The organism is Kitasatospora sp. NPDC042419, assembly GCF_056437345.1.
The window spans coordinates 157,258-178,843 of record NZ_JBWKAW010000006.1 but is presented as its reverse complement, the minus strand read 5'-3'; the positions used below and the strand labels follow the sequence as shown (position 1 = coordinate 178,843).

At 74.3% G+C, this 21,586-nt stretch carries 21 protein-coding genes, 1 pseudogene and 1 riboswitch; of the genes and pseudogenes, 6 read left to right on the top strand and 16 right to left on the bottom strand.

From position 1 onward, the window contains the following. Positions 1-13 precede the first annotated feature (13 nt). Positions 14-1,666 (bottom strand): amidohydrolase, encoded by a 1,653-nt coding sequence (locus tag AC067J_RS15160; RefSeq protein ID WP_478299240.1) that lies wholly within the window; start codon positions 1,664-1,666, stop codon positions 14-16. Between the two features lie 31 nt (positions 1,667-1,697). Next, positions 1,698-2,138: an Lrp/AsnC family transcriptional regulator gene (locus AC067J_RS15155; RefSeq protein WP_355365574.1), complete on the bottom strand. Its 441-nt coding sequence runs from the start codon at positions 2,136-2,138 to the stop codon at positions 1,698-1,700. Positions 2,139-2,367: 229 nt separating this feature from the next. Between AC067J_RS15155 and AC067J_RS15150 the strand changes: the two genes are divergently transcribed. Beyond that, positions 2,368-2,820, top strand: coding sequence for a hypothetical protein (locus tag AC067J_RS15150; protein WP_478299238.1), 453 nt, complete (start codon positions 2,368-2,370; stop codon positions 2,818-2,820). 188 nt (positions 2,821-3,008) lie between these two features. Here the strand turns inward: AC067J_RS15150 and AC067J_RS15145 are convergent, their stop codons facing one another. Beyond that, complete coding sequence (locus tag AC067J_RS15145; protein WP_478299236.1) at positions 3,009-4,172, bottom strand: acyl-CoA dehydrogenase family protein; 1,164 nt, start codon at positions 4,170-4,172, stop codon at positions 3,009-3,011. Between the two features lie 211 nt (positions 4,173-4,383). On the opposite strand from AC067J_RS15145, the gene AC067J_RS15140 reads away from it, so the two are divergent. Next, positions 4,384-5,022 (top strand): uridine kinase family protein, encoded by a 639-nt coding sequence (locus AC067J_RS15140; protein ID WP_478299234.1) that lies wholly within the window; start codon positions 4,384-4,386, stop codon positions 5,020-5,022. Between the two features lie 320 nt (positions 5,023-5,342). Then, on the top strand, positions 5,343-7,607 hold the full coding sequence (locus AC067J_RS15135) for an AAA family ATPase (protein ID WP_478299232.1): 2,265 nt from the start codon (positions 5,343-5,345) through the stop codon (positions 7,605-7,607). A 108-nt stretch (positions 7,608-7,715) separates the two neighbouring features. Here AC067J_RS15135 and AC067J_RS15130 read toward each other — a convergent pair whose 3' ends face one another. The 10 genes from AC067J_RS15130 to AC067J_RS15085 all read right to left on the bottom strand — a co-directional run bounded on the left by AC067J_RS15130 (position 7,716) and on the right by AC067J_RS15085 (position 16,672). Continuing rightward, complete coding sequence (locus AC067J_RS15130) at positions 7,716-8,705, bottom strand: NAD-dependent epimerase/dehydratase family protein (RefSeq protein WP_478299231.1); 990 nt, start codon at positions 8,703-8,705, stop codon at positions 7,716-7,718. A 162-nt stretch (positions 8,706-8,867) separates the two neighbouring features. After that, positions 8,868-9,914, bottom strand: coding sequence for a hemolysin family protein (locus tag AC067J_RS15125; protein WP_478299230.1), 1,047 nt, complete (start codon positions 9,912-9,914; stop codon positions 8,868-8,870). After that, entirely contained in the window at positions 9,911-11,254 is a 1,344-nt protein-coding gene (locus AC067J_RS15120) for a hemolysin family protein (RefSeq protein WP_478299228.1), read from the bottom strand. The genes AC067J_RS15125 and AC067J_RS15120 overlap by 4 nt, the downstream gene beginning before the upstream one ends. A 246-nt stretch (positions 11,255-11,500) precedes the next feature. Beyond that, positions 11,501-11,935 (bottom strand): PH domain-containing protein, encoded by a 435-nt coding sequence (locus AC067J_RS15115; RefSeq protein WP_478299226.1) that lies wholly within the window; start codon positions 11,933-11,935, stop codon positions 11,501-11,503. 113 nt (positions 11,936-12,048) lie between these two features. Continuing rightward, complete coding sequence (gene hisG / locus AC067J_RS15110; protein ID WP_478299224.1) at positions 12,049-12,897, bottom strand: ATP phosphoribosyltransferase; 849 nt, start codon at positions 12,895-12,897, stop codon at positions 12,049-12,051. A 57-nt stretch (positions 12,898-12,954) separates the two neighbouring features. Then, complete coding sequence (locus AC067J_RS15105) at positions 12,955-13,227, bottom strand: phosphoribosyl-ATP diphosphatase (protein WP_030306151.1); 273 nt, start codon at positions 13,225-13,227, stop codon at positions 12,955-12,957. A gap of 142 nt (positions 13,228-13,369) precedes the next feature. After that, complete coding sequence (ribH, locus tag AC067J_RS15100) at positions 13,370-13,840, bottom strand: 6,7-dimethyl-8-ribityllumazine synthase (RefSeq protein ID WP_327674970.1); 471 nt, start codon at positions 13,838-13,840, stop codon at positions 13,370-13,372. A gap of 131 nt (positions 13,841-13,971) precedes the next feature. Then, positions 13,972-15,315: a bifunctional 3,4-dihydroxy-2-butanone-4-phosphate synthase/GTP cyclohydrolase II gene (locus AC067J_RS15095; protein ID WP_478299222.1), complete on the bottom strand. Its 1,344-nt coding sequence runs from the start codon at positions 15,313-15,315 to the stop codon at positions 13,972-13,974. Beyond that, positions 15,312-15,956, bottom strand: coding sequence for a nicotinamide mononucleotide transporter family protein (locus AC067J_RS15090; protein ID WP_478299220.1), 645 nt, complete (start codon positions 15,954-15,956; stop codon positions 15,312-15,314). The genes AC067J_RS15095 and AC067J_RS15090 overlap by 4 nt, the downstream gene beginning before the upstream one ends. Next, positions 15,953-16,672, bottom strand: coding sequence for a riboflavin synthase (locus AC067J_RS15085; protein ID WP_478299218.1), 720 nt, complete (start codon positions 16,670-16,672; stop codon positions 15,953-15,955). Before AC067J_RS15085 ends, AC067J_RS15090 begins: the two co-directional genes overlap by 4 nt. Before the next feature lie 208 nt (positions 16,673-16,880). After that, positions 16,881-17,008: riboswitch (FMN riboswitch) on the bottom strand. A 254-nt stretch (positions 17,009-17,262) separates the two neighbouring features. Between AC067J_RS15085 and AC067J_RS15080 the strand changes: the two genes are divergently transcribed. After that, the gene (locus tag AC067J_RS15080; protein WP_478299216.1) at positions 17,263-17,511 is read left to right on the top strand and encodes an SCO4226 family nickel-binding protein; all 249 of its coding nucleotides are present in this window, start codon (positions 17,263-17,265) and stop codon (positions 17,509-17,511) included. 202 nt (positions 17,512-17,713) lie between these two features. Here the strand turns inward: AC067J_RS15080 and AC067J_RS15075 are convergent, their stop codons facing one another. Next, on the bottom strand, positions 17,714-18,019 hold the full coding sequence (locus AC067J_RS15075; protein WP_478299214.1) for an antibiotic biosynthesis monooxygenase family protein: 306 nt from the start codon (positions 18,017-18,019) through the stop codon (positions 17,714-17,716). 128 nt (positions 18,020-18,147) lie between these two features. Here AC067J_RS15075 and AC067J_RS15070 point away from each other — a divergent pair, with 128 nt between their 5' ends. Beyond that, positions 18,148-18,852, top strand: a complete 705-nt coding sequence (locus AC067J_RS15070) for an MSMEG_1061 family FMN-dependent PPOX-type flavoprotein (RefSeq protein WP_478299212.1) — start codon at positions 18,148-18,150, stop codon at positions 18,850-18,852. Positions 18,853-18,984: 132 nt separating this feature from the next. Here the strand turns inward: AC067J_RS15070 and AC067J_RS15065 are convergent, their stop codons facing one another. Beyond that, on the bottom strand, positions 18,985-19,176 hold the full coding sequence (locus AC067J_RS15065; RefSeq protein ID WP_478299210.1) for a YegP family protein: 192 nt from the start codon (positions 19,174-19,176) through the stop codon (positions 18,985-18,987). A 150-nt stretch (positions 19,177-19,326) separates the two neighbouring features. On the opposite strand from AC067J_RS15065, the pseudogene AC067J_RS15060 reads away from it, so the two are divergent. After that, positions 19,327-19,731, top strand: a pseudogene (locus AC067J_RS15060) (HIT family protein); the annotation flags it as partial. A 183-nt stretch (positions 19,732-19,914) separates the two neighbouring features. Here AC067J_RS15060 and AC067J_RS15055 read toward each other — a convergent pair. Then, on the bottom strand, positions 19,915-21,507 hold the full coding sequence (locus AC067J_RS15055; protein WP_478299208.1) for an alkaline phosphatase family protein: 1,593 nt from the start codon (positions 21,505-21,507) through the stop codon (positions 19,915-19,917). Between the last annotated feature and the right edge of the window lie 79 nt (positions 21,508-21,586).

The window sequence follows — 21,586 nt, the reverse complement described above, 5'->3', positions numbered from 1 at the left end:
GATCATCCGCTTTTCACCCGGCGGCCCGGTGGACCGTGCGGCCGCGGACCACGGTGCGCAGGCAGACCGGCAGCGGCCGGCCGGGGGTGAGGTCGGGCAGGCCGGGGGTGCCGGAGCGCGGGTCGGTGGACCAGCCGGCGACCCGGGAGTCGGGGGCCTGGACGACGAGGTCGTCCGCGGCCCAGACCGCGTAGCTGGCGACGGCGCCGGGGACGAGCACGCCGTCGTGGTCGCGGCCGAGCGCGCGCCAGCCGCCCCGGGTGTGGGCGGTGAAGGCCGCGCGGGCCGAGATCCGGTGCTCCGGGGTCAGGTGGAACGCGGCGGCCCGGACCGTCCCCCAGGGGTCGAGCGGGGTGACCGGCGCGTCCGAGCCGAAGGCGAGCGGCACACCGGCCCGCAGCAGGGCCGCGAAGGGGTTGAGCGCGGCGGCGCGCTCGGCGCCCAGCCGCCGGACGTACATGCCCTCCGGACCGCCCCAGGTGGCGTCGAAGGCCGGCTGGACGGAGGCGGTGAGGCCCAGCTCGGCGAAGGCGGCGATGCTCTTGTCGTCCAGCGCCTCGGCGTGCTCGACCCGGTGGCGCAGCGCCCGGACCCGCCCGGCGCCGACCCGCTCGCCGGCCGCCCGGACGCCCTCGATCACCGCGGCGACGGCGGCGTCGCCGATGGCGTGGAACCCGGCCTGCAGCCCGGCCTCGGTGCAGGCGGCGACGTGGTCGGCGACCTGCCCGGCGGTCAGGTAGGAGGTGCCGGTGTGGTCCGCGTCCGCGTAGTCGGAGTGCAGGCAGGCGGTGCGCGAGCCGATCGCGCCGTCGACGAAGAGGTCGCCGCCGGCGCCGACCGCGCCGAGTCGGCGGGCCGTCTCCACGCCGCGCTCGCCCAGCTCGCCCCAGTAGCCGAAGACCTCGGGGCCCTCGCCCTCGGCGGCGAGCGCGAGGAGGGCCGCGAGGTCCTCCTCCGAGGAGATCTCCGGGCCGGCGCACTCGTGCAGCGCTCCGATGCCGAGTTCGGCGGCGCGGGCCAGGGCGGCGCGCTGGGCGCGGGTGCGCTGCTCGGCGGTGAGGCGGGCCAGCGCGGTCCGCCGGACGGCGTGGTGGGCGTCGCGGGTGAGCGGGCCGTCGGGGTGGTGGCCGGGGCGGTCGGCGAGGCCCTCGGTGAGCGCGCGCAGCGCACTGGTGGCGAGGGCGGAGTGCACGTCGGTGCGGGAGAGGTAGACGGCGGCGCCCCCGGCGGCCGCGTCCAGCTCGGCGAGCGTGGGCGGGCGGCCCTCGGGCCAGCGGGTCTCGTCCCAGCCGTGGCCGATGAGCACGCCGCCGGGCGCGTCCTGGGCGGCGACGAAGGCGGTGAGGGCGTCGAGGGCGGCGGCCAGCGAGGGGCTGCCGGTGAGGTCGAGCCCGGTGAGTGCCAGCCCGGTGGAGGTGGCGTGCACGTGGGCGTCGACGAAGGCGGGGGTGACCAGGGCGCCGTCCAGCTCGACGATCTCGTCGGCGGTCTGCGCGTAAGCCTCGGCGGCGCCGTCACTGCCGACCCAGGCGACGTGCTCGCCCTCGACGAGCATGGCGGTGGCGAAGGGGTCGGCGGGGCTGTAGACGGCGCCGCCGCGCAGCAGGACGGTTCGTGGGCCCCTCCTGCCCGAGGACGGGCGAGGAGGGAGGGTGCGTTCGGTCATGCGGCCTAGTCTGCACCTCCGCGGTGCCCGCTCAGAGCTTCGGGGGGCGCGCCTCGTAGGGGGTGGAGAGCACGACGGTGGTACGGGTGGAGACGCCGGCGGCGCTGCGGATCCGGGCCAGCAGGTCCTCCAGGTCGCCGGGGGCGCCGACGCGGACCTTGAGGATGTAGTTCTCGTCGCCGGCGACGCTGTGGCAGGCCTCGATCTCGGGCAGGCCGGCCAGCCGTTCGGGTGTGTCGTCCGGGGCGCTGGGGTCGAACGGCTTGACCGAGATGAACGCGGTCAGCGCCAGGTCGACGGCGTCCGGGTCGACGATGGCGGTGTAACCGCGGATCACGCCGCGCTGCTCCAGCCGGCGCACCCGCTGGTGCACCGCCGAGGTGGACAGGCCGGTGGCCTTGCCCAGGTCCGTGTAGCTCATCCGGCCGTCCTGGAGGAGCAGCTGGACGATGCGTTGGTCGAGATCCTCCACAAGGCGCAAACCTACCCCCTCGGGGGCGCACGCGGTGCCGGTGCGGGCGCACGCGGAGTCACCCGGGGCTTCAGGGGGTGCCATACGGGCACATGCCGGGCGAATGTGGCGGAGGACACACCCGGTGCATCACAGTGCGGCGGGCTGCAGGGTTATGAGTCCGCATCGGAGGGAAGTGCTGGTTGTGGCCCCGGGCGACCACGCCGGGCCCGATCCGAGGGGGATCACCATGCGCGTAGCCGACCAGCGCCCGACGGGCGCGGACGACTCCCACGATACGACCGACCGCGAGGACCTCGCGGTCCCCTACGACGCCGCGCCCGGGGTGGACCCGGGCGAGGCCGACACCTGGGAGATCTTCCGGGTGCACTGCCCGGCGTGCCGGCGTCCGATCGCCCTGGTGGGCGACGAGGAGCGGCTGCCGCAGCACGCCGTGCTGCCGACCGCCTGGCACCCCTTCTCCCCCGCGCTCTGCCCGGGTTCGGGCGCGCCGACGGACGACCTGGCCGAGGTGGAGACCGCCGAGGACGCCGAGCCGACCGGCCTGGAGGCGCTGCTCGCGCTGCCGGCCGAACTCGACTGGCGCACCCAGCCGTTCTCGCACGCGATGGTGCACCGCCCGGTCCGGGTGGAGCCCGCCCCGGCCATCCCGGAGCAGCGCAGCCGACTGTCGAGGCGCTGAACGACCTGACTTCGCACACATGTTGACGAACCGTCCGGTCGGTGCGCCTTCCGCGCGGCCGATCTGACGAACCCTCAGCCAAGCCCTCAGACACGCCCTCAGAAGACCACTGCCCCCGGGCGTCACTCCGCACCCTGGAGTGACACCCGGGGGCCGTTCGCGGGCACCCGGAGGCGAGCGGGCCGGTGTCAGCCCTTGGTGAGGTGGCGGCCGATCACGAGGCGCTGGATCTGGTTGGTGCCCTCGACGATCTGCAGCACCTTGGCCTCGCGCATGTACCGCTCGGCCGGGAAGTCCTGCGTGTAGCCGTAGCCGCCGAGCACCTGGACGGCGTCCGTGGTCACCTTCATCGCCGCGTCGGTGCAGAACAGCTTGGCCATCGCCGCCTCCTTGGAGAACGGCAGGCCCGCGTCGCGCAGGCGGGCGGCGGCCAGGTAGAGCGCGCGGCCGGCCTCGATCTGGGTCGCCATGTCGGCGAGCAGGAACGACAGGCCCTGGAAGTCGGCGATCGGACGGCCGAACTGGCGGCGGGTGCGCGCGTAGTCGACGGCCAGGTCGAGTGCGGCCTGGGCCACGCCGACGGCGCAGGCCGCGATGCCGAGGCGGCCGGAGTCCAGTGCGGCGAGCGCGATCTGGAAGCCCTGCCCCTCGCTGCCGATCAGCCGCTCCCGGGGGACCCGGGCGCCGTCGAAGTGGAGCTGGGCGGTCGGCGAGGACTTCATGCCCATCTTGTGCTCCGGCGGGGCGGCCGAGAGGCCGGCCTGGGTGCCGGGGACCAGCAGGCAGCTGATCCCGCGCGCGCCCTCCTCGCCGGTGCGGACCAGGGCGCTGTAGAAGTCGGCGTGTCCGCCGTGGGTGATCCACGCCTTGGTACCGCTGACCACGTACTCGTCGCCGTCCACGTCGGCGCGGGTGCGCAGGGCGGCGGCGTCGGAGCCGGACTGCGGCTCGGAGAGGCAGTAGGCGCCGAGCTGTTCGCCGGAGAGCATGCCGGGCAGCCAGCGGTCGCGCTGCTCGTCGGTGCCGAACGTGGCGAGGGCGTGGCAGGAGAGGGTGTGGACGCTGACGCCGAGGCCGACGGCCAGCCAGCCGGCCGCGAGCTCCTCCAGCACCTGCAGGTAGACCTCGTAGGGCTGCTCGCCGCCGCCGTGCTTCTCGTCGTACGGCAGGGAGAGCAGGCCGGCCTCGCCGAGCGTGCGGAAGACCTCGCGGGGGAAGCGGCCGACGGCCTCGTCCTCCGCGGCGCGCGGCTGCAGCTCACGCTGGACGAGGTCCCGGGTCAGGCTCAGGAGCTCGCGGGCCTCCTCGCTCGGCAGCTGGCGGTCCACGGCTTTCGCAGGGGAGGTGGTCATAGCGGCTGGTCGCCTCCTCGGTCTGGCGCCGGGCCCCGGGAGTGGTGGGCCCCGCGCGGGGTGTGGCAGGTCGGCCCGACCGGCACCGGATTGCGGTGAACGGCCGTTCACATACGTGGCGAAGTGAGTATGCCTGATCAAGGCGCTGCCGTCACGACCTGCCCTTCGGCACTGTCCGGATCGGTGCGCGAGCCCGCGTAGGGTTGCCGATGTGGCTTGTTCCGACACCTCCGACGACCCTGTAACGGGCACCCCCGCACCCGCTCCGGATCTGGCCGGCCTCGCCGCCGGGCTGCGGGCGCTGCCGCCCTCCTGCGGGCCGGTGCGGCTGGTCGCGGTGGACGGGCACGCCGGGTCGGGCAAGACCACCTTCACGGACCGGCTGGCGGCGGCGCTGGGCGGGGCGCCGGTGGTCCACCTGGACGACCTGGCCACCCACGCCGAGCCGTTCGGCTGGACCGGGCGGCTGCGCTCGCAGGTGCTGGAGCCGCTGGCGGCCGGGCGGGACGCCGCCTACGAGGTGTACGACTGGACGTCCCGCCGGTTCGCCGGCACCGCGGCGGTGCCGGCCGCACCGGTGGTCCTGGTCGAGGGGGTCGGCGCCGGGCGGCGCGCGGTGCGTCCGTGGCTGAGCCGGCTGATCTGGATGGAGCTGGACGCCGCGGCGGCCCGCCGGCGGGGCGAGGAGCGGGACGGTCCGGGACTGGCGGAGTTCTGGCGGGGCTGGGCGTCGGCCGAAACCGCGCATTTCGCCGCCGACCCGAGCCGGCCGTTCGCCGGGACCCTGGTCGACGGAGTGACCGGGCGGATCGCGCCGAGCACCGTCGGTGAACCTTCAACAAGCCCTTGACCTGCGACGTCGCCAGGAATTAGGTTCTCCCACGTTGGCGGGTTCGTTGAAGCCGCAACCTCGGACCCGGCATCCCCGGCTTGTTCCCCCGTGAGCCGGGGGTGCCGTCCGACACCCCTCCCCCGGTCCCGGCCACCGTCCAACGGCCGCACCCCCGATCGCATTTGACATCGCGCGGCACCCTTCCGGATCAGCGTCACGCCGGTACGATTCCTGGCAGGCGCATATGCGCCCCGGGGGCAGACGACCACCGGCCGGCTCCGCACACCGCCCCGCCGGCCGAGCCCCGAGCCACACCGCGGGGGGCGTGAGTGACGACGGTGGAGAGTTCCGACAGCAACAACGCGGGCGGCGCGGCGCCGAACCGGCTCGCCGACCGCGCCTGGCTGCGCGCCATGGACGCCTACACGGCCGGCGCGTACTCGCGCGCCGAGGAGGAGTTCCGCGTCGCCGTGCGGCTGGACCCCGGCATGGCCGACGCCTGGCTCGGCCTGCACGCGCTGCGCAGCGACACCTCCGGCGCCTTGCTCGCCATGTACCGGCACCAGAAACGTTTCGGTGAGCAGCGTCGCCGGCACGGCCGGCCGCTCAGCTCCTGGTACTGGCTCGGCTGGTGGGTGCAGCCGGTGCTGGAGGACACCCGCGACCTCGCGCTCGCGCACGCGTCGCACTGGCTCGACGGACGCCATCTCACCGAGCTGGACCAGGCGTTGGAACAGTGCCCGGCCCCCGACGACGACCCGTCCGCACGTTTCCTGCACGCCTGCCGGTCCTACCTGCTGAAGGACTGGGAACAGCTGATCCGGGACACCGACCGGCTGCTGGACGACCCGCTGCTCGGCATCGAGGCGGGGCTCTTCGCGGGCATGGCGAGGGTCCGGCTGGACATGTGCGCGCAGGCCCAGGCGCCGCTCGCCGCCTCGCTCGCCCGCTGCCGCTCGGAGCAGCCGCAGCGCAAGGAGCTGCGGTACTGGCTGGCCCGCTCGTACGAGGGCGCCGGGCGCAGCGCGGCCGCGCTGCCGCTCTACCGGGCCGTCCACCGGGCCGACCCGGCGTTCATGGACACCGCGGCCCGGCTCGCGGCCATCTCGGCGGAGGACGGCGTCGCCGACGCGCTGCTGGACGCGGGCGGCGGGGTGGGCGCGGGCGGCCGCGAGACGGGCCGGGCCGGGGGTGCGGAGGACGCGCTGGACTCCCTGGACGCACTGGACGCTCTGGACGCGCTGGACCCGGCGGGGCTCGACGCGGCGGGCTACGGGGCCTTCGGGCCGGACCCGGCGGGCCCGGACGGCCCGGACGGGCTCGGGGCGGACGGACTCGGGGCGGACGGGCTCGGGGCGGAGGCGTTCGGAGCCGACGCCTTCGGCGCGGACGTGCAGGACCCGGACACGGCGAACACGGCCGACCCGGCGGACCCGGACGGGCAGCGGCTGGACCAGCCCCTGGCCGACGCGCCCGGCGGTTCGGGTGCGGATGCTCCCGGCCCGGACGCCGAGCCCTACCCGGCCGCTCCGGCCACCGCCGGGACCGGCACCGACAACAGACCCGCCGGCGGGCCCGGGTCCACGGCGGGCGGCGAGGCGGGCACCCCGCCGCTGGCCGCCGGCGAGCGCTCCGGTTCGACCGCGCCGCTGCCGGCTCCCGCCGCGCCCGCGTCCCCGGCACCGGCCCGAGGCGAGGTGCTCCCCCGCACCGCCAACACCTACGCCACGCTCGAACGCGAGGGCGACCAGGCCGAGTTGGACGCGGCGCTGGCCGAGCTCTCGCGAATGGTCGGCCTGGAGCCGGTCAAGCGGCAGGTCCGGGCGCTCTCCGCGCAGCTGCGGATGGCCCGGCTCCGCGCCGAACAGGGCCTGCCGGTCCAACCGCCCAAGCGCCACTTCGTGTTCTCCGGCCCCTCCGGCACCGGGAAGACCACCGTCGCCCGGATCCTCGGCCGGGTCTTCCACGCCCTCGGCCTGCTCTCCGGCGACCACCTGGTCGAGGCCCAGCGAGCGGACCTGGTGGGCGAGTTCCTCGGACAGACGGCGGTCAAGGCGAACGAGCTGATCGACTCCGCCCTGGACGGTGTGCTCTTCATCGACGAGGCGTACAGCCTCTCCAACTCCGGTTACAGCAAGGGCGACGCCTACGGCGACGAGGCGCTCCAGGTCCTGCTCAAGCGCGCCGAGGACAACCGCGACCGGCTGGTGGTGATCCTGGCCGGCTACCCCGAGGGCATGAACCGGCTGCTCGCCACCAACCCGGGCCTCAACTCCCGCTTCACCACCCGCGTCGACTTCCCCAGCTACCGCCCCGGCGAGCTGACCGCGATCGGTGCCGCGCTCGCCGGGCTGGACGGCGACGGCTGGGACGAGGACGCCGCCGAGGAGCTGGCCTCGATCTGCACCCACGTGGTCCGCGAGGGCTGGATCGACGACCTGGGCAACGGGCGGTTCATCCGCACCCTGTACGAGAAGTCCTGCGCCTACCGGGACCTGCGGCTCACCATGCTGCGCGAGCCGCCCGGCCGTGAGGACCTCGCCACCCTGCGGCTGCCGGACCTGGTCCAGGCGTACGGCGAACTGATCGACGGCCGGGGCTGAGCCGGGCCCTGCCGCCGGGCCCTGGCCGGTCCGGGGCCCGTGGGCAGGGCCTGCCCCGGCCCCGGACCGGTGGGCAGGGCCCTGGCGGCCCTGCCGTCGGCGGGCCGCTCAGCCGCCCAGCACCTTGGCCTCCAGCTCCGGGTCCAGGCCGACCCGCGGCCGGTCCGGGCGCTGCGGAGCGGTGCCGCCGATCTCCGTCAGCCAGGCCCAGGTGTCGGCGACCGTCTCCGCCACCGGACGGCAGCGCAGCCCGGCGGCCACCGCCTTGGCGACGTCGGAGCCGTGCATGGTGTCGTACAGCTCGCCCGGCGGGATCCAGACCGGCAGGTGGCTCCACGGCTCGACACCGGCCGCCAGGATCGGTCCGGGCTCCGTCCAGCGCAGCTCGACGTCCGAGCCCGTGGCCGCCACGCAGGCCTCCAGCAGCCCGCCCATGGTGGCGTGCCCCGACGGGCTGACCAGGTCGTACGCGCCGCCGCGCCCGCCCGCCAAGGCGTCCAGCGTCCAAGCCGCGAGGTCCCGGCCGTCGATGAACTGCACGGAGAGCCCGCGCGGCCCGGGGGCCAGCACCGGGCCGCCGCGGGCGATCCGGCCCAGCCACCAGGGCAGCCGGCCGATGTTCTCGTACGGGCCGAGGATCAGCCCCGCCCGGACCAGCAGCGCCCGGTCGCCGAAGGCGTCCAGCACGGCCAGCTCGCCGCCCCGCTTGGCCTGCGGGTACGCCACCTCGCCGCCGTCGTCGGGCGAGCCGTCCACCACCGGCGCGGACTCGTCCGCGCCGGCCGGGGCCGGGTAGGCGTACACCGAGCGGCTCGACACGTACGCGTACCGGCCGACCCGGCCGGCCAGCAGGCGGGCGCTGTCACGCACCGCCGACGGGGCGCCGGACCAGGTGTCCACGACGGCGTCCCACTCCCCCTCGGCGAGCGCCGCGAGCCCGTCCGCGGCCGTCCGGTCCCCGTGCAGGACGGCGGCCACCCCCTCCGGCGGGGCGTGCGTCCCCCGGTGGAAGACCGTCACCTCCCAACCCCTCGCCACCGCGTCCTCGGCGACCGCGCGACCGACGAACTCCGTCCCACCCAGCAGTAGAAGCCTCATGCCGACCACCCTGCACAGAAGGTGGCCGACAGGGGAACGGCCGCACGCTCAGAGCGGTATCGCCCAGAGCGAAAGGGCCCGGCGGAGGCCCCGGGGCGGGGCCGGAGGCCGGGGGCGGGGGCGGGGCCGGAGGCCGGAGGCCGGGGGCTGGGGGCCCGGGGGCTACGCCGCCGAGCGGTGGTCCGGGTCGTGGACCTCGCCGACCAGCTCCTCCAGCACGTCCTCCAGCATCACGACACCGAGCGTCCGCCCGTCCTGGTCGAGGACGGCCGCCAGGTGGCAGGCGGCCCTGCGCATCGCGCCGAGCGCGTCGTCCAGCGGGAGGGTGCCGCGCAGCACCGTGATCGGCCGCCAGAGGCGGGCCGGGACCGGTGCGGTGGGGTCGTCGACGTCCAGGATGTCCTTGAGGTGCAGGTACCCCAGGTAGCCGTGACCGGCCGGGTCCCCGTCGGTGACCGGGAAGCGCGAGAAGCCGGTGCGCAGCGCCAGCTCCTCGATCTGCGCGGCGGTCACCTTGGTGTCCACGGTGACCAGCTGCTCGGGGGTGAGCAGCACCTCGGTGACCGGGCGGCGGCCCATCTCCAGGGCGTCCTCCAGGCGTTCCTGGCGGTCCTCGTCGAGCAGTCCGGCGTCCCGGGAGTCGGCGAGCAGGTACATCAGCTGCTCGGTGGTGAAGACCGACTCCACCTCGTCCTTGCCCTCGACCTTGAACAGCTTGAGCACGCCGTTGGCGAAGGCGTTCAGGAACGCGATCACCGGGGTGAGCCAGCGGGCCAGGCGGTCGAGCGGCGGGCCGAGCCAGAGCGCGGCCTTCTCGGGGCCGGCCAGCGCCATGTTCTTGGGCACCATCTCGCCCATCACCATGTGCAGGTAGACCACGACGGCCAGCGAGATGCCGTACGACAGCGGGTGCATCAGGCCGGTCGGGACGCCGACCGCGTGGAACGGCCCCTCCAGCAGGTGGGCGATGGTCGGCTCGGCGAGCGCACCGAGGCCCAGCGAGCAGACGGTGATGCCGAGCTGGGCCGCGGCGAGCATCGCGGAGACGTTGGAGAGCGCGTGCAGGACGGTGCGGGCGCGCTTGTTGCCCGCCTCGGCGAGCGGCTCGATCTGGCTGCGCCGGACCGAGACGACGGCGAACTCGGCGCCGACGAAGAAGGCGTTGCCGAGCAGCAGCAGGACGGCGACGGCCAGTTGGAGCGCGGTCATCGGGTCACGTCCTCGTCGTCGCCGAAGAAGTACCGCTCGTCGGTGCGTTCCACCCGGACCCGGCTGGTCCGGTGGCGGTCCACGGCCTCGACGGTGAACCGCCAGCCGGGCAGCTCGGCCTGCTCGCCCGGGACGGGCAGCTTGCCGAGCAGGTCGGTGACCAGGCCGGCCAGGGTCTCGTACGGGCCGTCCGGGGCGTGCAGGCCGATGTCCTCCAGCTGGTCGAGCCGGGCGCGGCCGTCGGCGGCCCAGACGGGCTGCCCGTCGACCGGTGGCAGCGGCAGCAGTTCGGGGGTGTCCGCCGGGTCGTGCTCGTCCTGCACCTCGCCGACGATCTCCTCGACGATGTCCTCGACGGTCACCACGCCGGCCGTGCCGCCGTACTCGTCGACCACGATGGCCATCGGCTGGAGCCGGCGCAGCTGGTCGAGCAGTCGTTCGGCCGGGAGCGTCGCGGGCACCAGCAGCGGCGGGACGACCAGGTCGGAGACCCGGACGCGGGCGCGCCGGTCGACGGGGACGGCGAGCGCGTCCTTGAGGGTGACGGTGCCGGTGACCTCGTCGAGGCTGTCGCTGTACACCGGGAAGCGCGAGAGGCCGGTGGCACGGGTGAGGTTGAGGACGTCGGCGGCGCTGGCGTCGTGCTGGAGCGCGGCCACGTCGACCCGCGGGGTCATCACGGACTCGGCGGTGAGGTCGCCGAGGCCCAGGGTCCGCACGAACAGGGTGGCGGACTCCTCGTCTATGGCCCCCGCCCTGGCCGAGTGGCGGGCGAGCGAGACCAGTTCGGCGGGGGTCCGGGCGTGGCCCAGCTCCTCCTGCGGCTCGATCCCGAAGGCGCGCACCATCCGGTCGGCCGAGCCGTTCAGGACGCTGATCAGCGGGCGGCAGACGCGCGAGAACGTCATGTGCGGTGCGGCGACCGCGCGGGCCACCTGGAGCGGCCGGGAGATCGCCCAGTTCTTCGGGACCAGTTCGCCGATCACCATCTGGACCACGGTGGCGAGCACCATGCCGATGATCACGCCGGCGCCGCGGGCGGCGCCGTCGGGCAGCCCGATCCCGGTGAGCACGGGCTTCAGGAGGACGGAGAGCGCCGGCTCGGCGAGCATGCCGACCACCAGCGAGGTGACGGTGATCCCGAGCTGGGCGCCGGAGAGCTCGAAGGAGAGGTGCCGCAGGGCCCGGGAGACCCGGCGGGACTTGGCGTCGCCCGCCTCGGCGGAGCGCTCGACGGCACCGCGCTCGACGGTCACGAAGGCGAACTCGGCTGCCACGAACAGGCCGTTGGCGAGGATGAGCAGAACGGCTGCGAGCAACAGCAGCCAGGCGGTGATCACAGTGCCGCCTGCCTTCCGGCGGTCGGAAGTCGGGCGGCGCAGGTACTACCGGACGGATCGTCCATGGACGGGGGGTGTCACTCCTCAGGTCGTTTTCGGGCAGGACAATGCCTTTGCCCCGCTTTAATCAGCGTAGACGATACCCGTACGGCCGTCGGATCAGTGTTCGGACCCGCCAACGGCCGCGGCGCCCGGCGGCCTCGGCGCCCCGCGGCCTCGGTGCTCGGTGCTCGGTCGCCGCTGCGCTCAGCGGCCGCGGCGCTCGACCAGGTCGCGCAGCGCGCGGGCGTCCGCGATGGCCTGGGCCTTGCCGACACCGGACTGGATGCCGACGGCGGCCAGCGAGGTGCCGTCCGCGAGGTCGAGGGTGGCCCACGGGTCGCCCTGGCGGAAGTTGACCCGGACGATCTCGGCCCAGGCCAGGCGACGGCGGCGGACGAAGTTGACGACGGTGACGCCCTCGGCGTCGGCACTGACCCGGGGGCGGGCCAGCATCAGGCCCACCGAGGCGAAGAGCACGCCGCTGAGCGCCATCATCGCCCGGTCGTTGAACTGCCAGTTCGCCGGAAGTGCGACCGCCATCACGGCGAACAGCACCACCAGCAGCGCGCAGACCGGCAGCAGGACGGCCCGGGTGCGACGCGGCGCCCAGGTGACGGGGAACTCGGCGGGGGTGGACACGAGGGACTCCGGGTGGTTCGACGGCTGGGGCAGGGGAAAGGGCGGGGACGCCGCACGGCGTCCCCGCCCCATTCAACCGGTGCTTACCTGCGCGGCCGCAGGCGGCAGGCCGATCAGAGTCGGCAAGCGTGGATGTTGGTGACCAGGATCGCCCGGGCGCCGATGCCCCACAGGTCGTCCATGATCCGCTGGGCCTCCTTGCGGAGCACCATGGCGCGGACGGCCACCCAGCCCTCGGTGTGCAGCGGGGAGACGGTCGGCGACTCCAGGCCCGGGGTGAGCCCGACGGCGGCGGTGACGTTCTCGGCGCGGATGTCGTAGTCCATGAGCACGTAGCGGCGGGCCACCAGCACGCCCTGCAGGCGGCGCAGGAACTGGTCGACGGCCGCGTCCTCGCCGGCGCCCTTCGGGCGGATCACCACGGCGTCGGAGACCAGGATCGGCTCGCCGAACACCTCCAGACCCGCGTTCCGCAGGCTGGTGCCGGTCTCCACCACGTCGGCGATCACGTCGGCGACGCCCAGCTGCACGGCGGTCTCCACCGCACCGTCCAGCTTGGTGACGGTGGCCTTGACCCCGTGGTCGGCGAGGTGCTGCTCGACCAGGCCCGTGTAGGAGGTGGCGATCCGCAGACCCTCCAGCCCCTGCACGTCCTGGACGTCCACGCCCTCCGGGCGGGCGAAGCGGAAGGTGGAGCCGCCGAAGCCGAGGGCGAGCACCTCCTCCGCGTTGGAGTGCGAGTCCAGCAGCAGGTCGCGGCCGGTGATGCCGACGTCGAGGCGGCCGGAGCCGACGTAGACGGCGATGTCGCGCGGGCGGAGGAAGAAGAACTCGACCTGGTTGCCCGGGTCGACCAGCACCAGTTCCTTGGCGTCCTTGCGCTGGCGGTAGCCGGCCTCATGGAGCATCTCCGCCGCGGGACCCGAGAGCGAACCCTTGTTGGGTACGGCGATGCGCAGCATGGAGGTCAGTTCCTTACCTGTTGGGTGTGGCGGGGGGGGTTCTTGCCGGGCCGGGTTCTAGAGGTACTTGTAGACGTCGTCGAGCGTCAGCCCGCGGGCGACCATCATCACCTGAAGGTGGTAGAGGAGCTGCGAGATCTCCTCGGCGGTCTGCTCGTCCGACTGGAACTCGGCGGCCATCCATACCTCGGCGGCCTCCTCGACGACCTTCTTGCCGATCGCATGGACGCCCTGCTGGACGAGCTGCGCGGTACGGGAGGACGAGGGGTCGCCGGTGGCGGCCTTCTGCTGGAGCTCGGTGAAGAGCTCCTCGAATGTCTTCGAAGCCATGATGCACTCACCTTACGGCGTGCGGGCTTACGGGCGGTAAACGGTCCCGGACCGTGGACAGTCCGGTGGACGTCCACGGTCCGGGAGCGCGGAGGGGGCGGCCTGGCGCCGGCGGGCGTGCCGCCGGGGTCCGCCCCGCGGCTCAGAGCGCGCGCAGCGTGACGGCGGTGGCGACGGCGGCGGTGACGGCCTCGTGGCCCTTGTCCTCGGCGGAGCCCGGCAGGCCCGCCCGGTCCAGCGCCTGCTGCTCGTTGTCGCAGGTCAGCACGCCGAAGCCGACCGGCACGCCGGTGTCCACGCTGACCTGGGTGAGCCCGGCGGTGGCGGCCTGGCAGACGTAGTCGAAGTGCGGGGTGCCCCCGCGGATGACGACGCCGAGGGCGATCACGGCGTCGTAACCGCGGTCGGCGAGCCGCTTGGCCGCCACCGGCAGCTCGAAGGTGCCGGGGACGCGCAGGACGGTCGGCTCGGCGACGCCCAGCTCCTTCAGGGCGCGGTGGGCGCCGTCGAGGAGGCCGTTCATTACCTGCTCGTGCCACTGGGCGGCGATCACGGCGACCTTGAGGCCGGCGGCGTTGTCGATGGTCAGCTCGGGGGCTCCGTGGCCGCTCATGTGCTGGTGCCTTTCGGTGATTCGGCGGTGCGGTGGGGTGGGGCGGGTACGCGGGTGGTGCCGGGTGGTGCCGGGTGGTGCGTGGGCGGTACCGGGTGGTGCGTGGGCGGTGGTGGCGCGGGCCTCGCCGGTCAGGAACCGAGGCCGGGCAGGTCGTGGCCCATCCGGTCGCGCTTGGTCCGCAGGTAGCGGGCGTTGTGCTCACCGGCCGGGATCTCCACCGCCTCGCGACCCTTGACCTTCAGCCCGTGCTCGGTGAGCGCGGTCAGCTTCTCCGGGTTGTTGGTCAGCAGGGTGAGCGAGCGGACCCCGAGGTCGCAGAGCATCTGCGCGCCGATGCTGTAGTCGCGGGCGTCCGCGGGCAGGCCCAGGTCGAGGTTGGCGTCGACGGTGTCCCGTCCCTGCTCCTGGAGCTCGTAGGCGCGCAGCTTGTGCGCCAGCCCGATGCCCCGGCCCTCGTGGCCGCGCAGGTAGAGCACCACGCCGCGGCCGGCCTCGGCGACCCGCCGCAGCGAGGACTGCAGCTGCGGACCGCAGTCGCAGCGCAGCGAGCCGAAGACGTCGCCGGTCAGGCACTCCGAGTGGACCCGCACCAGGACGTCCTCGCCGTCCGGGAGCCGGCCGTCCGCGTCCAGCCCGCCGGCGACCAGGGCGATGTGCTCGACCCCGTCGATGGTGCCCTGGTAGCCGACGGCGGTGAACTCGCCGAACTCGGTGGGCAGGGAGGTGACGGCGGCCCGGCCGACGTGCAGCTCGGTCCGGCGGCGGTAGGCGATCAGGTCCTCGATCGAGATGATCGCCAGGCCGTGCTCACGGGCGAAGGCGACCAGCTCGGGCAGCCGCGCCATGCTGCCGTCGTCGTTGACCACCTCGGCGATCGCGCCGGCCGGCGCCAGCCCGGCGAGCCGGGCCAGGTCGACGGCGGCCTCGGTGTGGCCGGGCCGGACCAGCACGCCGCCGTCGACGGCGCGCAGCGGGAACACGTGCCCGGGGCGGGCCAGGTCGCCGGCCCCGGTGCCGGGCGAGGCGAGCAGTCGGACGGTGCGGGCCCGGTCGGCCGCCGAGATGCCGGTGGAGACCCCCTCGCGGGCGTCGACCGAGACGGCGTACGCGGTGCCCTTGCGGTCCTCGTTGACCTGGGTCATCGGCGGGAGCTTGAGCCGGTCCAGTTCGCCGCCGGTCATCGGGGCGCAGATCACGCCGGAGCTGTAGCGGATGGTGAACGCCATCAGCTCGGGGGTGGCGGCGGAGGCTGCGAAGACGATGTCGCCCTCGTTCTCGCGGTCCTCGTCGTCGACCACGATCACGGCGCGGCCGAGCGCGATGTCGGAGATGGCCCGCTCGACCGGGTCGAGGACGAGGTCGGGACCACCCGCGTGGTCTCCCGTCGGCTCACCGGTGTACTCGCCGAGGTGTCCACCGACGTGCTCACCGGTGTGGTGCGCGGACTGCTTCTCGGGCTGGTTCTCGGTCATGCGGAGGCTCCCTGGAGAACGCGGTCGGTCGAGGGACGGCTGGTGCGGCCGCGCAGCCACCAGGCGCGCAGGCCGAGCAGCACCAGGACGAAGTAGATGGAGTAGGTGAAGCCGGAGAAGACCAGCCCGTTGTTGAAGGCGAGCGGGACGCCGACCAGGTCGACGGCGACCCACGCGAACCAGAACTCGACCCAGCCGCGGGCCTGGGCCACCATCGCGGCCAGCGTGCCGACGAAGATGTAGGCGTCCGGCCAGGCGTCCCAGGACAGTTGCGGGTAGACGGTGAACAGCGTGCCGACGGCCAGGGTGCCGAGCGCGGTGCCGGCGATCAGCACGGCGCGTTCGCGGCCGGTGGCGAAGCGGACCTCGACGTCGCCGTCGCCGTGCTTGCCGCGCTGCCACCGGGTCCAGCCCCAGACGGCGGCGAGGATGACCACGACCTGCTTGCCGACGCCCCCGCTGAGGTGGGCGGACCAGTAGGCGCCGACCAGGATGACGCCGGAGAGCAGCTGGACCGGCCAGGTCAGCCGGGACCGGCGCCAGCCGAGCGCGAGCGCGGTGAGACCGAGCAGGTTGCCGATGATGTCCGACCGGTAGACGTCCTGGCCGAAGAGGTGGACGGTGCCGTTGAGCCAGTTCACTTGTTCTCTCCGGCGTTCGTCTCGGGGAGGGCGGGAGTCGCCTCGGGGAAGGCGGGAAGGGTGGGGAGAGCGGGCAGCGCGGGGAGGGCGCGGGACTCCAGCAGCCGCTCCACGTACTTGGCGAGGACGTCGACCTCCAGGTTGACGCTCTCGCCGACGGCCTTGGTGCCGAGCGTGGTCAGCGCGAGGGTGGCCGGGATGAGGCTGACGGTGAAGCTGTCACGGGCCGCATCGACCACGGTGAGGCTGACGCCGTCGACGGTGATCGAGCCCTTCTCCACCAGGTAGCGGGAGACCGACTCGGGCAGCGAGAAGCGCAGCACCTCCCAGCGGAGGTCGCCTGCCGCGTCGCGCTCGCCCGGCTCACGGCTCAACAGCCGCCCGGTGGCGTCGACATGGCCCTGCACCAGGTGGCCGCCGAGCCGGGCGCCGAGCGCCATGGCGCGTTCGAGGTTGACCCGCGAACCGGGCTTCAACTCGCCGAGACTGGAACGGTGGAGCGTCTCCGCCATCACATCGGCGCTGAACTCACCGGTACCGGCGGCCAGTTCGTCGGGGCTGTCGACGACGGTCAGGCAGACGCCGTTCACCGCGATCGAGTCGCCGTGGCGCGCGTCCTGACAGACCACCGGACCACGCAGGCGGATTCGCGAGGAGTCGCCGATCTCCTCGATCGACACGACCTCGCCGAGCTCTTCGATGATGCCGGTGAACACCCGGGTTCTCCTCGCGCTTGGGGCGCGGACTCCGGGGCGGTGGCATGGGAGATGACCACGGACGGGGGCACGGGTGCGCGGGTCGCCGACCGACGGCACCACCCGTCGCCGGGTCGCCGCCAACCAGCGGACGGCAGAGGAGACCTCCTCCGTCGCGCACACCTCCCGAGGCCCACCGGGGGACCACGGGTACCGCTCTCTCGTCCGTCGCGCACGCCTCCCATCCGGACTTTAACCGTCGGTCCAGGAATTTCACCTGGTCAACCGGCCGCTGGCTGCGGACGGGTCGCGGACTGTAACCGCCGGTTCGGATTTTCACCGACCCCGGAGTGCGCTGAACGTCACTGCTACTACTGCCGTCATTGTGCCATGATCCGCGCGGCCCCAGGGAGAGGGCCCGGCTGTGGCCTGTTTCACGCGACGGGCGGGAATGCCCGCGGACGGAAGCGCACGGCGGGCACGGCACGCGCCGGGCTCCCGGTGGCGGTCCGGGGTGCGCCGGGCGCACGCTGGTGGTAGGCGGACGCGGTCCCGCGGGTGCGGCTCGCGGACGGCGGTGGTCCGCCGCAGGCTCCAGGAGGTGCAGCGCGATGGCGAAGTTCATGGACGTCCACCACGGGATGGCCGGCATCACGCAGGACGAGTTGCGGATGGCGCACGAGGCCGACCTGGCGATCCAGGCCGAGGAGGGCGTGCGGTTCCAACAGGCTTGGGCGGACCCGGAGTCGGGCATCGTCTACTGCCTCTCCGAGGGGCCGTCGAAGGAGGCCGTGCAGCGGGTCCACGAGCGTTCCGGACACCCGGCGGACGAGGTGCACCCGGTGCCGCTGGTCGTCTGATCCCCGCTGGTCGTCCGATCCCCTGAGCCCCTGAGCCCGCGGGCGGTGCCCGGCCCCGGGGGTGGCCCGGGGTGAGCCCGGTGTCCGGCGTGAGCCCGGTGCCCGCTGGCCGGGGCTGCCCGGCCGGGGTGTTCGGCCGGGGTGTTCGGCCGGGGGTGTTCGGCCGGGGGCGTCCCGGGCTGCCCGGCCGCGCGGACGGTGCTCAGAGCGTGGGGACCTGGGTGAAGTGGGTGACCTCGGGCGGGTGGGCCAGGTAGCGCGGCTCGCCCTCCGACCAGACCGGCCGGATCCGCCACATCGGCCCCGCGTACCCGCGCAGCGCCTCCTCGTCTCGCCAGCGGCTCACCACGAGCACGCGGTGGCCGCCGTCGGTGACGGAGCGCAGCAGTTCGCCGCCCAGACAGCCGTCGGCCTTCCCGAGCTGCGGGACCACCTCGGCGGCCAGCAGCCTGCAGAACTCGTCGACATGCCCGGCCATGACCTGGCCGGCCCAGATCCTGACGATCACGGCAACCGCCTCCCTCAGGAGCGCCCTGGCCCCATTATCGGCGCAAAGCCGCTGGTGGCGAGGGTTCCGGCGGTCTTTTTCCGGCGCCTCCGGGCGGCCGCCGAAGGGGCCTCCGCTAGATTTCCGGTATGACCAGCACATCGGAGACTGTCGTTCCGTCAACCACCGGGCAGGGTGCGCCGAGCGGGCCCGGCGGCCTGTTCGAGGCGCTCAGCGCGGACGCCGTACGCGACGCGGCGGGTCTGCGGGAGGTCTACGAGCAGCCCAACGACCACGCGCGGCGCAAGCAGGTGGACCACATCCACGCGGTGGCCCGCCGGCTGATCGCCTGCTCGTCGCTGGTCTTCGTGGCCAGCGCGGACGCGGAGGGCCGGTGCGACGTCTCCCCGCGCGGCGGACCGGCCGGACTGGTGTCGGTCCTGGACGACCACACCCTGGCCATCCCGGACGCGACCGGCAACAAGCGGCTCGACACCCTGCACAACGTCGTCGAGACCGGTCAGGTCGGGCTGCTCTTCGTGGTCCCGGGCCGGGACACCACGCTCCGGGTCAACGGCCGGGCCTGCGTGTCCACCGATCCCCGGCTGCTGGAGCAGCTGACGGCGGTCGGCAAGCCGCCGCGCAGCGCGATCGTGGTGGCGGTCGAGGAGGTCTACGCGCACTGCCCGAAGGCGTTCCTGCGCTCCTCGGCGTGGAAGCCGGAGAACTGGCTCGCCAAGGACGCCCAGCCGACGTCGGCCGAGGTCACCCTCTCCCACCTCGGGGACCCGTCGCTCACCATCGCGGCCATCGAGCAGAGCGAGCGGGAGTCGCTGCTCTACCGGTACGAGTAGCGGCCCACGGGTACGAGCACCGGCCTGCCGCCCGAGTGGCGAGCTGCCGGTACGGATCACGGCGCGCGAGAGCCGGTCCGGACGTGCTTCCCCGTCCGGGCCGGCTCTTCCGCGCGCGACGCGGGCCGGGCGTCAGGCCGCGGCCCTGGCCACGTCCACCACGGCCGCGCCCGCGGCCGCCCGCTGGACAGCCTCGACGCCCTTGTGGGCCGCGTCCTTGCTCACGTAGCCCTGGCCGGTCGCGACTATCTCGCCGTTGCCCGCCTTGAGCCGGAACCGGAACTTTCCGCCGGCGTCCTCGTACACCTCGAACTTGCCCGCCATCCGGGCCACCTCCTCGTCGACGGGGCGCGCCGCGCGCCCCCTCCTGCACGGTGCGCCCGGGGCCGGGCGGGCCGCACCCGGTCGGGGTCCGGACGGGTGACGCCGCCCCACCGGCGCGCCGGGACGGCGGGAGGCCGTTTGAATGGACGGATGGACTGCGTCTTCTGTGCGGTGGTGGCCGGCACGGAGCCCGCGCACCGGGTGCTGGACGACGAGGCGGCCGTGGCCTTCCTCGACCGCCGGCCGCTCTTCCCCGGCCACGTGCTGGTCGTGCCGCGCGCCCACCACCGCACCCTGGCCGACCTGCCGGAGTCGGAGGTGGGCCCGTTCTTCCTGCGGGTGCGGCGGGTGGCGGCGGCGGTGGAGCACGGGATGGGGGCGGCGGGCAGCTTCGTCGCGGCGAACAACCGGATCAGCCAGTCGGTGCCGCACCTCCACGTCCACGTGGTGCCGCGCAACCCGAAGGACGGGCTGCGCGGCTTCTTCTGGCCGCGCGGGAAGTACCCCGACGAGGCGGAAGCGGCCGAGGTCGCCGCACGGCTGCGGGCCGCGCTCGCCCCGCCGGGGGACGCCGGTGACCGAGCAGACGACCAGGCCGGCGATCAGGCAGGCGACCAGGCAGACGACCAGGCCGGCAGCCGGGTGGACGACCGGGCCGGTCTCCGGTCGGGTGACCGGTCGCGCGACCGGCCCTACTAGCCGAACCGACCGCCGGGCGACCGGGCCGACCCGGCCGAACTAGCCGACCCGGACGTTGTCGAGCACCCAGTACCAGTTGTTGCTGCCGGTGTACCGGAACCGCAGCCGCAACCGGCTCGCACCGGCCGGGACGGCCAGGTCCAGGGTCTGCGTGCCGTTGGTCTCGGCGGTGTAACTCTTCACCTGGACCGGCGTGCCACCGTCCCAGACCGCGAGCACCTGGGCGGTCTGGACGCCCTCCGGCCGGTAGTAGGTGGTGAAGGAGACCGGCACGGTGGCCCGCCCGGCGACCGGGTACTCGGGGGTGACCAGGGTGGAGTCGTAGCTGCCCTTGAACGTCTTGTCGGCCCACTCGTCGGAGTCCGCGACGGCGAACACGTTGCGGGAGCGGACGTTCAGCTCGCGGGACTGGTCGCGCTGGGCCTTGGTCCAGAACTCGTCGGTGGTGAACGACCAGCCGCGCCACTCGGTGACGCCGCCGGTGCCCATCGCGGAGTCGTCCACCGACCAGCCGCTCGGCGGGGTGTGGGTGAAGCCGAGGACCCCGGCCGCGATGCCGGTCTCGTCGACCCGGCCGGTCAGCTGCGGGCGCAGCGTGTCGAAGGCGTCCGGGAGGAGGCTCGGGATCGGGCTGCCGTCGAGGCCCCAGGCCGGGTCGACGGCGATGCCGAGGTGGGCGAGCGCGGTGGGCGCGATGTCCACCATGCGCACGTCGTACCGGACCGAGCCGGCCGGGAACGCCGAGCCGTTGGCGATGACGAAGGTCTGCCGCTCCTCCCAGGTGGAGCCGCCGTGGCCGCCGGTGGGGGTGTGCCCGTGGTCGGCGGTGACCATGACCAGCCAGTCCTCCTGCGCGTAGGAGGCGCGCCCGCGGACGGCCGCGAGGATCTGGCCGACCTGGGCGTCCACGCCGCGGATCGCGGCCAGGTAGGCCGCGCTGGCGGAGCCGCTGCTGTGGCCGGCGTGGTCGACGTTGTCGAGCTGGACGAAGACCGCGTCCGGGTCGGTGTCGCGGAGCCGCGCGACGGCGCGGGAGGTGGTGCCGGCGTCGTACTCGGCGGACGGGGTGGCCACGCGGGTGTCGACCCGGCCGGAGTAGATGGTGTCGGCGATCGGCGCCCAGGAGGCGACCACGTAGGTGTTGAGCGCGGGCTTCGCGGCCTCGGCGCGGGTGAGGAAGTCCGGGTAGGCGGCGAAGGCGGGGGCGGTGAAGTCGTTGTCGCGGACGTTGTGCTTGTCCGGCCAGACGCCGGTGGCGACGGTGGACCAGCCGGGGCCGGAGGAGGTGCCGGCCATGGGGTTGGCGTAGAGGCTGCCGGCGGCGGTGAGGCCGCCGGCCATCAGCGCGTCGAGGCTGCCGGCGCCGGCCTCCTTGATGCGGTTGAGCATGGTGCCGTCGAGGCCGATGACCAGCACCTTGGGGGTGCGGCCGGCCACTGCGGCGGTGGCCGCGGTCGCGGCGCGGGCGGCGGTGGCGGTCAGCGGGCCGGCGGCGAGTACGGCTGCGGCGGCGCCGAGGAGCAGGCCGCGGCGGGAGGGGCCGGGGGTGGCGGGGGTGCCGGGGCCGGCGGGGGCGGGCTCGGGGGTGGCGGGGCGCTGCGGGGTCACGTCGTCCTCCTGATGCTGCGTCATGGCGAGGAAGGGGCGGTGACTACGGTCGGAGCGACGGGTGGACGGCGGTGGCCCGGCTCCCGACCCGGGCGTGAACAGC